We start from the raw sequence: 11685 nt of genomic DNA, 5'->3' as shown, positions 1-11685 counted from the left end.
GACCTCCCGTGCGCGTGGCGGAGCCCTGGCGAAGGACGGCGCGCCGGGGGCGCTCACTCCTTCGGGTGAGATCGCCGGGGGGTGTTCCCCCATGGACCGTACGGTCGGCAGAATCGACGCGGCCGCAGGGGCGGACCTGTGGGCCGCAGGGCCTTCGGGCGCTGTCGGGGCTCGGGAAGGGCCGTGCATGATCCGTACCAGGTCGTTGGTCTCCGCTGGCTCCCGGCTCCGCCGGCTGGCCCCGCTCGCCCTTCCCACCGCGTGGGGCGCGGTGGCCGTGGCGTGGAAGTTCGGCTGCCCGCTGGCCCGGCAGCCGGGGCTGCCCATGCGGATCGCCACCAGCGTCGTCTTCCTCACCGTCGGCATCGGACTCGTCCTCGGTATCCGGCGGGGGCTCGCCCGCGAGCTGGCCCGGGTGCGGGCCGTCGCGGACGCCGCCCAGCAGGTACTGCTCCGCCCGCCGCCGGCCCGCCTCGACGGACTGGCGCTGGCGGCCGGGCAGTTGTCGGCCTCCAGGGGCGCGTCCGTCGGCGGGGACCTGTACGAGGCGGTGGCCACCCCCTTCGGGGTGCGGATCGTGATCGGGGACGTCCGGGGCCACGGGCTCGCCGCGCTCGGCGCCGTGGTGGCCGTGCTCGGCAGCTTCCGCGAGGCCGCCCACGACGAACCCGAACTCGGCGGCGTCCTGCGACGGTTGGAGCGGGCGCTCGAACGGCACCTGCGGGAGCGGGCGCGGGACGAGCATCCGGCGAGGGGTGGGGCGGAGCCGGAGCATCCGGTGGCGGAGGAGTTCGTGACGCTGCTGCTCCTGGAGGTCGCGGCCGACGGGCGGCTGTCCGTGCTCAACTGCGGTCACCCCGGCCCGTACCGCATCGGACGGCGGGTGGAGCGGCTGCCGCTCGGCGACCCGCTCCCGCCGCTCGGGGTCCTTCCGCTGCCCGCCGCGCTGGTGCCGTACGCCGGTTCGCGGCTGTTCCCCGGCGAGACGATGGTCCTGTACACCGACGGGGCGGAGGAGGCCCGCGACCACCGCGGCCGGTTCTTCGCCCTCGACGACGCCCTGGCCGGGATGGCCGGCGATGCGCCCGCGGTGCTGGTCCGCCGGGTCCACGCGGCGCTCCTCGACCACACGGGCGGCCGGCTCGCGGACGACATCGCGCTGCTCGTCGTCCGCAACGACCGTGTCCGGGTGCCGGCGCAGCCCGCCGAACCCGGGCTGCGCCGCCCCCGGCCCGCCCCCTCCTCCCACTGTTGAGCGGAGGGGCCGGTGCCGGCGTCGCCCGCCCCGCCACGGAGTGTCGGGCAGATCAACGGGGCGGGCGACGCGGACCGGGCGGCCGCACTGTTAGAGGGGGGAGCCGGCGGCCCGGTCGTCGCCTTGCGGCGAGAAGCACAGTCAATCGGGGCGGGGCCGGGCCCGGCAGAGTACGCGGACCGGAAGAACGGGTACTTCGTTCACACCCCGTGCGAAATCGCCCATAGGAATTCGGCCACGGGCGGGGTCCGGCACACCCTAGGCTGAGTTCCCCGAGCGACCGGAGGGGGCATGCAGCCCAACACCCTGCTCGACGCCCTGCTCGACGAAGCGGGCGTCTCCAACGCCGGGCTCGCCGCCCGGGTGAACCGGGCCGGCCGGGCCAGGGGGCTCGCCCTGCGCTACGAACACACCGCCGTCGCCCGCTGGTTGAAGGGGCAGCGGCCGCGCGGCCAGGTGCCCGACCTGATCTGCGAGGTGCTCGCCGGCCGGCTGCGCCGGCAGGTGACCCTGGACGACATCGGCCTCGGGGTGCCGGGCGGGCCGCCGCCGGCCTTCGGTTCGCCGCTCTCCGGGTTCGTCGAGCGGGCCGCCGCCCTGTGGCGCTCCGACGAGCAGCAGCGCCCGCACATAGTCGGTGCGCAGGCCGTGACGGGTACACCGGCGGTGATGCCGGTGTGGGAGTGGGAGAACCCTCCGGAGGACGTGGACGTCTCCCGCGACGGCCGGACCACGGTCTCCGCGGCCGACATCGCCGTGCTGAGCGCCGCCCGGTCCCACTACGAGCAGATGTACCGCAAGGCGGGGGGCATCGCGACCCGCGCCCGGATCGTCGGCTTCCTCACCACGGAGACCGCGCCGCTGCTCCGTGGCGCGTACAGCGACGCCGTCGGCCGGCGGTTGCACCGGGCCACGGGCGGTCTGGTGGCGGTGGCCGGAATCTGTGCGTACGACGCGGACGCGCACGGGCTCGCCCAGCGCTACTTCCATCAGGCGCTGCGGCTCGCGAAGGCCAGCGGCGACCGGGGGCTCGGCGCCTATGTGATCGCGCTCCTGGTCAACCAGTCGCTGTTCATGGGGGAGTACCGGCAGGCGGTCGCGTTCGCGGAGGCGGCGCTGCGGGCGGCCGGGCGGCAGATCACCCCCGCGCTCGCCGCGGATCTGACCGCGATGCAGGCGAAGGCGTACGCGCACCTCGGCGACGGGGCGGCGGCGCTGGCCTGCATCAGGCGGGCGGAGGGGGAGGCGGAGCGGATCCGCCCCGGCGCGGAACCGGCGGAGACGGGCTACGTCCAGCCGGGGTTCGTCAACGTACAGGTCGCCGAGGCCCTGCTCAGTCTGGGTGACCTCGCGGCGGCCCACGAGCACGCCTCGGCGGCGGTGAGGACGCCCTCGCACGACCGGGGCCGGGTGCACCGGCTCGCGATACTGTGCCAGATCGAGCTGCGCCAGGGCGAGGCGGACGGGGCGGCGCGCACGGCGGTGGAGATGACCGAGCGGGCGCGGGGGATGGAGTCGCGGCGGCTGCGGGACCGGCTGCGCCAGGTGCGGGAGCATCTCCTCGCGAGCGGCGGAGGCGACGCCCGGGAGGCGGCGGCTCTCATCGACGGAGCACTGCGCGTTCCCCTGTGAGCCGTCAACTGCTGCGATATTGCCACCAAACAAGCACCGACCAGTCGGAAGGTGGCAAGAACGTGCAGTGGACGAAACTCAGCGAACGCTCTGTCTATGAGAACCGCTGGTTCCGAGTGAACCTCGCGGACGTCGAACTTCCGGACGGCCGCCACCTCGACCACTATCTGATCCGGCTCCGCCCGGTCGCCGTCGCGACCGTCGTCAACGAGGACGACGAAGTCCTGATGCTCTGGCGCCATCGCTTCATCACCGACAGCTGGGGCTGGGAGCTGGCCGCCGGTGTCGTCGAGGACGGGGAGGACATCGAGACCGCCGCCGCGCGCGAGATGGAGGAGGAGACCGGCTGGCGGCCGGGGCCGCTGCGCCATCTCCTCACCGTCGAGCCCTCCAACGGCCTCACCGACGCCCGCCACCACCTCTACTGGGCGGAGCGGGCCACGTACACCGGTCCGCCCGAGGACGCGTTCGAGTCCTCACGGCGGGCGTGGATCCCGCTGAAACAGATCCCCGACATGATCACCCGGGGTGAGATCCCGGCCGCCAACATGGCCGCCGGACTCCTGATGCTCCACCATCTGCGCCTCGGCTGAGGCCCCGGGACAAGCCGGACGGCCCGTACCTGTGCGTGTGTACGGGCCGTCCGGTGGATGGGGGAAAGCCGGGGATCAGGGGTACGGGTAGAAGCCCGAGCCCGTCTTCCGGCCGAGCCGGCCCGCGTCCACCATGCGCTGGAGCAGCGGGGGAGCGGCGTACAGCGGCTCCTTGAACTCGGCGTACATCGAGTCGGCGATCGAGGCGATCGTGTCCAGACCGATGAGGTCGGAGAGCTTCAGCGGACCCATCGGGTGGGCGCAGCCGTACTCCATGCCGTTGTCGATGTCCTCGCGGCTCGCGATGCCCGACTCGAACATCCGGATCGCGGAGAGCAGGTACGGCACGAGCAGGGCGTTGACGACGAAGCCGGAGCGGTCCTGCGCGCGGATCGCGTGCTTGCCGAGCGCCTTCTCGGCGAAGGCCTGCGCACGGCTGATCGTGCCCTCGGAGGTGGTGAGGGCCGGGATCAGCTCGACGAGCTTCTGCACCGGGGCCGGGTTGAAGAAGTGGATGCCGATGACCTGGTCGGGGCGGGAGGTCGCCACGGCCAGCTTCACGAGCGGGATGGACGAGGTGTTCGAGGCCAGGATGGCGTCCGGCCGGGTCATCACCTGGTCGAGAACCTGGAAGATCTCGGTCTTGACCTGCTCGTTCTCCACGACCGCCTCGATCACGAGGTCGCGGTCGGCGAACTCGCCCAGGTCGGTGGTGAAGCTGAGGCGGGCGAGCGTCGCGTCCCGCTCCTCCTCGCTGATCTTGCCGCGTTCGGCGGCCTTCGCCAGCGAGTTGTAGAGCCGCGTGCGGCCGAGCTCCAGCGCCTCGCCGGTGGTCTCGGCGACCTTCACCTCAAGGCCGCTCCGGGCACACACCTCTGCGATGCCCGCGCCCATCTGGCCGCAACCCACCACTCCGACGCGCTCAATGTCGGCCATGGAGTCCGTCACCTCGTGCCTTTCGCTCTTCTCTGGCGGCGGGCCCCGTGTGATTCCGGTGCGCACGCCTCGACCCCACGACGTTACCGCTCATTAACCGATGATCGATCGTCCGGGCCGGGCATGCTGTCCAGGTGCGTGTGACGTATCCGACAGAGATGGGGTACAAGTGCGGCCTATCGGCAGAAGAGGGTTCGTGGCCGGCGCCGGCGGGGCGGCGCTGGCCGTGACGGGCGCGACAGGGACGACGGAGGCCGCCGCACCCGAGGTACGGAGCAGACCGCACCGAAGGCGCGCGTTCCGCGGCGTGTGGGTGGCCACCGTCGCCAACCGCGACTGGCCCTCCCGCTCCGGCCTGACCGCCGAGGAACAGCGCGCCGAGCTCCTCGCCCACCTCGACACGGCCGTCGAACGCCGGCTCAACGCGGTGGTCCTCCAGGTCCGGCCGACCGCCGACGCCCTGTGGCCCTCGCCGTACGAGCCGTGGGCGCAGTGCCTGACCGGCACACAGGGCCGCGACCCGGGCTGGGACCCGCTGGGCACGGCCGTCGAGGAGGCCCATGCGCGAGACCTGGAACTGCACGCCTGGTTCAACCCGTACCGGGTGGCGAACCACACGGACCCGACCCGGCTCGTCGCCGACCACCCGGCCCGGCTCCACCCGGAGTGGGTGCTGCCCTACGGCGGGAAGCTGTACTACAACCCGGGCCTGCCCGAGGTCCGCCGCTTCGTCCAGGACGCCATGCTGGACGCGCTGCGCCGCTACGACATCGACGCCGTGCACTGGGACGACTACTTCTACCCGTACCCCGTGGCAGGGCAGGTCTTCGCCGACGACGAGGCGTACGCGCGGTACGGCGGGGACTTCCCCGACAAGGCGTCCTGGCGCCGCAACAACACCGATCTGCTGGTCTCGGAGATGGCCGCCCGGATCAAGGACACCAAGAAGCACGTGGCCTTCGGGACAAGCCCCTTCGGAGTGTGGCGGAACATCGCCACCGACCCGGAGGGCTCGGACACCTGCGCCGGAGTCCAGACGTACGACGACCTCTACGCCGACACCCGCAAGTGGATCCGGGAGGGCTGGCTCGATCACGTCGTCCCGCAGCTGTACTGGAACATCGGCCTGCCCGCCGCCGACTACGCCAAGCTGCTGCCCTGGTGGGACGCGGTCGTCCGCGGTACCGGCGTCGGCCTCTACATCGGCGAGGCGCTCTACAAGGCGGGCGACCCCGCCCAGCCGGCGGCGTGGCAGGACCCGAAGGAGCTCTCACGCCACCTGGAGCTCGCCGCCACGTACCCCTCGGTCGGCGGGCACTGCTTCTTCGCGGCGAAAGAGGTCGTCACGGACCGGATCGGGGCGATGGCCACCGTGGTGGCCGATCACTACCCGACCAGGGTCCGTCCGCCGAAGGAGAGGGCTCAGCGGGCCTCCGCCCCCGGTTGATGGCGTACGACGGTGTCGGGGCCCGGCGACATCAGGGCCTCGTGACCGTCGTCGTCGAACTTCACGCGGTACGGGGGAGTGCCGTTCTCCCCCAGTACCTGAAGGACCTCGGCCGTACGGTCGTGGTGACCGACGGTCCGGCCGTGCATCAGCAGCTTGTCTCCCACGCTCGCCTGCATCGGGGTGACCTCCTCGCGAACGCGCCTGTCGTACTCGGGGCCTACCTCTGCCATTGTGACCCCCGCCACCCCGATCCGTCGCGTCGGTGTCCGCCTCCGCCTCCGCGTCAGCTCTTCGCCCGCTGGGTGACCGCGATGCAGACCAGGACCCCCACGGCCGCGAGCGGGGCGGCCGGCGGCAGCGTCTCGCCGAGCAGGAAGACCGACCAGAACAGCGTGAGGAGCGGCTGCGCGAGCTGGAGCTGGCTCGCCTTGGGGATGCCGATCTCCGCCATGCCCCGGTACCAGACGTACAGGCCGAAGAAGGTGGAGCCGGCGGCCACCCACGCCAGGCCGATGACGCCGTGGGCGTTGAGGTCGACCGGCTCGATCGACAGCGTGACGACCGAGGCGACCGCCATCAGCGGCAGGCAGAGGACCAGGGCCCAGCCGATGACCTGCCAGCCCGGCATGAGCGAGGCGAGCCGTCCGCCCTCGGTGTAGCCGGCGGCGCACACGAGCAGCGCCCCGAAGAGGTACAGGTCGCCCGTGGACACCGCCCCGCCGCTCTGCTGGACGGTGAAGGCGATGACCACCAGGGCCCCGGCGACGGCCGGGAACCAGAAGGTACGGGACGGGTGGCGCCCGGTCCGGATCGCGGCGAGCGTCGCCGTGGTGAGCGGCAGCAGGCCCACGACGACGGCGGCGTGCGAGGTGGTGGAGGTCTGCAGGGCGAGCGTCGTCAGCAGGGGGAAGCCGATGACGACACCGCCGGCGACCACCGCGAGGCCCGCCCAGTGGCGCCGCTTAGGCAGCGGCACGCGGCCGGCGAGGAGGAAGGCGCCCGCGATGAGCGCGGCGAGCGTGGAGCGCACGGCCACCAGGGACCAGGGGCCGAAGCTCTCCAGGCCCCAGACGGTCGACGGGAAGGTCAGCGAGAAGGAGACGACGCCGAGGAGCGCGAGCAGGGTGCCGCGGATCCCGGGGTCGGACGCCTTCCGGCCGGAGGCCTTCTGCGGCGAGGCCTTCTGCTCGGAGGTGCTCCGGTCGGCGGCGGCGGTCCGGTCGCCGATGGTCCGATCGGCGGCGGTCCGATCGGAGGTGCTTTCCTCCGGAGCGGTGACCGCTATCGTGTAGGCGGCAGTAGCGCTATCCTTTGCTCTCATGCACGAGCGTAGCAGTGTCGCGGAACTGGCGGAATCCCTGAGGGTGGAGCTCAACCGCTACTCACCTGGTGGAAAGCTGCCGTCGAGTCGCGCGCTCGTCGAGCGCTACCGCGTCTCCCCGGTGACCGTCACCAGAGCCCTCGCCCAGCTCGCCGCCGAAGGGCTCGTCGTCACCCGCCCCGGCGCCGGCGCCTACCGCGCCGAACCGCGCACCCGCACCCCCGTCGCCGGGGACACCTCCTGGCAGGAGCTCGCGCTGAGCGCCGACACCGCCACCGAACTCGTCCCCCGCGCCGTCGACGCCTCCGGCGTCCTCGTCACCCTCTCGGCGCCGCCGCCCGGCGTGATCGAGTTCAACGGCGGCTACCTCCACCACTCGCTCCAGCCCGAACGGGCCCTCGCCGCCGCTCTCGCCCGCGCCGGACGCCGCCCCGGCGCCTGGGGGCGACCGCCCACCGACGGCCTGCCCGAACTGCGCGAGTGGTTCGCCCGTGAGATCGGCGGCAGCATCACTGCGGCCGAGGTGCTGATCACCGCGGGCGGACAGTCCGCGATCACCACCGCCCTGCGCGCGCTCGCCCCGCCCGGCACCCCCGTCCTCGTCGAGTCGCCCACCTATCCGGGCATGCTCGCCGTCGCCCGCGCCGCCGGACTCCGGCCCGTGCCCGTACCGGCCGACGCCGACGGGGTCCGCCCCGACCTCCTCGAAGCCGCCTTCCGCGCCACCGGGGCCCGGGTCTTCGTCTGCCAGCCGCTCTTCCAGAACCCGACCGGCACCGCGCTCCCGCCGGAGCGGCGCCGGGAGGTCGTCCGCATCGCCCGGGCCGCCGGAGCCTTCGTCATCGAGGACGACTTCGCCCGCCGCCTCGTCCACGAGGACGCCGGGCCGCTCCCCGCGACGCTCGCGGCCGAGGACCCCGACGGGGTCGTCGTCCACGTCTGCTCGCTCACCAAGCCCACCTCGCCCAGCCTGCGCGTCGGCGCGCTCGCCGCTCGCGGCCCCGTCCTGGAACGCCTGCGCGCCATCCAGGTGGTCGACAGCTTCTTCGTCCCCCGGCCCCTCCAGGAGGCCGCCCTCGAACTCGTCGGCTCCCCGGCCTGGCAGCGCCACCTCCGGGCCGTCTCCCAGGAGCTCAGGAGCCGCCGGGAGGTCATGACCGCGGCCGTCGCCCTCCACCTCCCCGAGCTCGCCCTGCCCCGCGTCCCCTCCGGCGGCTACCACCTCTGGCTCCGGCTCCCCGACACCCTGCCCGAGGCCTCCCTCCTCGCCACGGCCCTGCGCACCGGCGTCGCCGCGGCCCCCGGCCGCCCCTATTTCTGCGCCGAGCCCCCCGCCGGGCACATCCGGCTGAGTTTCGCGGGTGTGGCGGGCCCCATCGAGATCGCGGAGGGGGTGCGCCGGCTGCGGACGGCGGTCGACGAACTCACCACCTGAGCCGCGACCCGGTCCGGGGCGAGGGGCCCGGTCCGGTTCCGGAGGGACTCAGGACCGGTGTCCGACCGTGGCAAATTCACCTGACAACGTCCCTGACCCCTGGAAGCCTGCGGCCATGAACGACAGCACCGTCCCCGCCCCCTCCGGCACCACCGTCATGCACGGGGCGTACGAGATCTCAGCCGATACCGCACGGATCGACGGGGCCCGCGTCCACCACTGGCTCTCCACGGACGCCTACTGGGCCCTCGGCCGACCTCGGGAGAAGCAGGACGCGGCCATCGCCGGATCGCTCAACTTCGGCGCCTACGACAGCGAGACCGGCGAGATGGCCGCCTACGGGCGCGTCGTCACCGACTACGCCACCTTCGCCTGGCTCTGCGACGTCTACGTCGACCGGCCGGCCCGCGGCACCGGCCTCGGCACCGCGCTCGTCGCCGCGGTCCGCGACCACCTCGAACCGCACGGACTGCGCCGCGTCCTGCTCGCCACCGCCGACGCGCACGGTGTGTACGAGAAGGTAGGTTTCACGCCACTACGGAATCCGGACAAGTGGATGGCTCTCGGGCAGCACTGACCCGCCGCCCCTCCGGTCCCGGGGAATGACCCCTTGACCTGGGGGGCCACCGGCCTCACGATCGCGCCCATGAGTCTTCGGGTGACGCTCGTCGCGGCGGCACGCAGCTCCTCCCTGCTCGCCGAACGCTTCGACGACGACCGGCCGCTCGACGAGGCCGGCTGGTACGAGGTACAGGTCGCCGCGCCCGCCCTCATCCCGCTCGGCGCGGCCGAACTCCGCTACTGCTCCCCGACCCCGCGCAGCCGCGCCACCGGCACCGCCCTCGGCTACGCGCCCCTCGCCCAGCCCGCACTGCGCGAGTGCGACATGGGCCGCTGGCGTGGCCTCACCCTGGCCGAGGTCGCCGCCCTCGAACCGGCCGCCGTCGACGCCTGGCTCACCGACGCCCGCACCGCCCCGCACGGCGGGGAACCCCTCCTCGCCTTCATCACCCGGATAGGGAACTGGCTCGACACCCGCCCCGCCGAGGACTGCTCCATCGTCGCCGTCGCCGAACCCTCCGTCGTCCGGGCGGCCCTCGTCTACGCCCTGAAGGCACCCCCCGCCACCTACTGGAACGTGGACGTCCGCCCCCTCTCCACCGTCACCCTCAGCGGCCGCCCCGGCCTCTGGCACCTCCAGCTCGACGCGGCCCTGCGCTGAACCGCCGCTCGTGCACCCCTGCAGCCGGGGCACGCCGACTCCGTACGTCCGCACACGAAGGGGCCGGAACCCCCGCTCCCCAGGCTCGCGCGTATGCCCCACACCTCCTCCAAAGCGCACCCCGCCTCCCCTCCCGACAGCTTCGCCGAGGCCTGGTCCGCCCTCGGCCTCTTCGCCGCGCTCCGGGACCGGCTCCACGCCGCTGCCCGCGAGCACACGGCGGGGGAGGCGGCCACGACCGGTTAGCCTGAGAGCACGATGAACCGTTTGACCACGTCATGGGGCGCCTTCACGCTGACCCGCTTTCCCGAGGACCCGCGCGACCAGCTGCGCGCCTGGGACGCGGCCGACGAATACCTCCTGGGCCACCTGGCCGAGACCGGTACCGACCTCTCCGGCACCGTCGCCGTCCTCGGCGACCGCTGGGGAGCCCTCGCCACCGCCGTACACGCCGCCGGTCCCGGCGCACTCGTCCAGATCTCCGACTCCTACCTCGGCGGGCAGGCCACGCGGGCCAACCTCGCGCGCGCCGGCGCCGCCCCGGACGCCGTCCGGCTGCTGACCACACAAGACCCGCCGCCCGAGCGGATCGACGTACTCCTCGTCCGCGTCCCCAAGAGCCTCGCGCTCCTGGAGGACCAGCTGCACCGACTCGCACCCGCCGTGCACGAAGGCACGGTGATCGTCGGCACCGGCATGGTCAAGGAGATCCACACCTCCACCCTCCGGCTCTTCGAGCGCATCCTCGGCCCGACCCGCACCTCCCTCGCGGTGAAGAAGGCGCGGCTGATCCACACCACCCCCGACCCGGCACTCACCCCCGGTCCGAACCCCTGGCCGCACCGGTACGACCTCCCCGAGGACACCCCCGCCCCCGGTCTTCCCGGGCGGACCGTCACCAACCACGCCGGGGTCTTCTGCGCCGACCGCCTCGACGTCGGCACCCGTTTCCTCCTGGCGCACCTGCCGCAGGACATCGGCCGGGTCAAGGTCGCCGACCTCGGCTGCGGCAACGGAGTGGTCGGCCTCGCCGTCGCCCTCGCCGAACCCGAAGCTGAGCTCGTCTTCGCCGACGAGTCCTACCAGGCGGTGGCCTCCGCCGAGGAGAACTTCCGCGCCCACATGGACGACGGCCGCGCGGCCGAGTTCCTCGTCGGCGACGGGCTCACCGAACTGGACCCCGGCTCGGTGGACCTGGTCCTCAACAACCCGCCGTTCCACAGCCACCAGGCCACCACCGACCGCACGGCACGCCGGATGTTCACCGACGCGCGGCGCGCACTGCGACCGGGCGGCGAGCTGTGGGTCGTCGGCAACCGGCACCTCGGCTACCACATCACCCTGCGCCGGATCTTCGGGAACAGCGAACTCGTCGCGAGCGGCCCGAAGTTCGTGGTCCTGCGCGCGGTGCGACAGGACACGCCGTAGGTCATCTGCCCCAGTCGCGCGAGCACAGGACGAGCTGGTAGCCGTCGGGATCGGCAACGGTGACGCCGTACTCCTCCCAGTACGCGTTGTGCGCGGTCACCCGCGTCCCACCCGCCGCGAGCAGCCGCTCCACCTGCTCGTCCTCGACGGGCGCGCCGAGGTAGACGACGAACAGGTCCTCGACGGTCGGCGCGGGCTCCACCGGGTGCTCGGGATCGCGGGTCAGCTCGAAGTGCCAGGCACCGTCCGGTGGGCCGACCATGAGCAGGTCGTGCTTGCCGGACACCCGCTCGGTGCTCCGCCACACCACGTCGAGGCCGAGCCCGTCGACGTAGAACCGCTCGGCGGCGGCGAGGTCCCGCGAGGGGCGTGCGACCCGTACCCGGGTCTGTGCGTTGATCATCATGGCTTCA

General features: G+C 73.1%; 13 protein-coding genes. 9 read left to right on the top strand and 4 right to left on the bottom strand.

Annotated elements, in window-relative coordinates; translation table 11 throughout:
* Positions 1-187 precede the first annotated feature (187 nt).
* The 3 genes from OG361_RS08055 to OG361_RS08045 all read left to right on the top strand — a co-directional run bounded on the left by OG361_RS08055 (position 188) and on the right by OG361_RS08045 (position 3480).
* A complete protein-coding gene (locus tag OG361_RS08055; RefSeq protein WP_405852659.1) occupies positions 188-1255 on the top strand; it encodes a PP2C family protein-serine/threonine phosphatase in 1068 nt (355 codons plus the stop codon).
* A 291-nt stretch (positions 1256-1546) separates the two neighbouring features.
* On the top strand, positions 1547-2887 hold the full coding sequence (locus OG361_RS08050; protein ID WP_405852657.1) for a transcriptional regulator: 1341 nt from the start codon (positions 1547-1549) through the stop codon (positions 2885-2887).
* A 62-nt stretch (positions 2888-2949) separates the two neighbouring features.
* Positions 2950-3480 carry an NUDIX hydrolase gene (locus OG361_RS08045; protein WP_405852656.1) on the top strand — a complete coding sequence of 177 codons (531 nt, stop codon included), beginning with the start codon at positions 2950-2952 and terminating at the stop codon, positions 3478-3480.
* Between the two features lie 75 nt (positions 3481-3555).
* Here OG361_RS08045 and OG361_RS08040 read toward each other — a convergent pair whose 3' ends face one another.
* Positions 3556-4416 (bottom strand): 3-hydroxybutyryl-CoA dehydrogenase, encoded by an 861-nt coding sequence (locus tag OG361_RS08040; RefSeq protein ID WP_384566513.1) that lies wholly within the window; start codon positions 4414-4416, stop codon positions 3556-3558.
* 196 nt (positions 4417-4612) lie between these two features.
* Here OG361_RS08040 and OG361_RS08035 point away from each other — a divergent pair, with 196 nt between their 5' ends.
* Positions 4613-5863 carry a glycoside hydrolase family 10 protein gene (locus tag OG361_RS08035; RefSeq protein WP_405852654.1) on the top strand — a complete coding sequence of 417 codons (1251 nt, stop codon included), beginning with the start codon at positions 4613-4615 and terminating at the stop codon, positions 5861-5863.
* Here the strand turns inward: OG361_RS08035 and OG361_RS08030 are convergent.
* A complete protein-coding gene (locus OG361_RS08030; RefSeq protein WP_384566572.1) occupies positions 5839-6042 on the bottom strand; it encodes a DUF1918 domain-containing protein in 204 nt (67 codons plus the stop codon). The two genes, OG361_RS08035 and OG361_RS08030, sit on opposite strands and share 25 nt — an antisense overlap.
* Positions 6043-6149: 107 nt before the next feature.
* Positions 6150-7187, bottom strand: coding sequence for a DMT family transporter (locus OG361_RS08025; protein ID WP_405852653.1), 1038 nt, complete (start codon positions 7185-7187; stop codon positions 6150-6152).
* Here OG361_RS08025 and OG361_RS08020 point away from each other — a divergent pair.
* The 5 genes from OG361_RS08020 to OG361_RS08000 all read left to right on the top strand — a co-directional run bounded on the left by OG361_RS08020 (position 7186) and on the right by OG361_RS08000 (position 11272).
* A complete protein-coding gene (locus tag OG361_RS08020) occupies positions 7186-8622 on the top strand; it encodes a PLP-dependent aminotransferase family protein (protein WP_405852652.1) in 1437 nt (478 codons plus the stop codon). The two genes, OG361_RS08025 and OG361_RS08020, sit on opposite strands and share 2 nt — an antisense overlap.
* A 115-nt stretch (positions 8623-8737) precedes the next feature.
* Positions 8738-9199 carry a GNAT family N-acetyltransferase gene (locus tag OG361_RS08015; protein WP_405852650.1) on the top strand — a complete coding sequence of 154 codons (462 nt, stop codon included), beginning with the start codon at positions 8738-8740 and terminating at the stop codon, positions 9197-9199.
* A gap of 69 nt (positions 9200-9268) precedes the next feature.
* Positions 9269-9844 carry a histidine phosphatase family protein gene (locus OG361_RS08010; protein WP_405852649.1) on the top strand — a complete coding sequence of 192 codons (576 nt, stop codon included), beginning with the start codon at positions 9269-9271 and terminating at the stop codon, positions 9842-9844.
* A 93-nt stretch (positions 9845-9937) separates the two neighbouring features.
* On the top strand, positions 9938-10090 hold the full coding sequence (locus OG361_RS08005) for a hypothetical protein (protein WP_405852647.1): 153 nt from the start codon (positions 9938-9940) through the stop codon (positions 10088-10090).
* A 12-nt stretch (positions 10091-10102) separates the two neighbouring features.
* Entirely contained in the window at positions 10103-11272 is a 1170-nt protein-coding gene (locus tag OG361_RS08000) for a methyltransferase (RefSeq protein WP_405852646.1), read from the top strand.
* A 1-nt stretch (position 11273) separates the two neighbouring features.
* On the opposite strand, the gene OG361_RS07995 is transcribed toward OG361_RS08000, so the two are convergent.
* Positions 11274-11678, bottom strand: coding sequence for a VOC family protein (locus OG361_RS07995; protein WP_405852645.1), 405 nt, complete (start codon positions 11676-11678; stop codon positions 11274-11276).
* Positions 11679-11685: the final 7 nt, after the last annotated feature.

Source organism: Streptomyces sp. NBC_00090, assembly GCF_045160815.1.
Lineage (GTDB): Bacteria > Actinomycetota > Actinomycetes > Streptomycetales > Streptomycetaceae > Streptomyces.
This window is presented reverse-complemented; position numbering and strand designations above follow the sequence as displayed.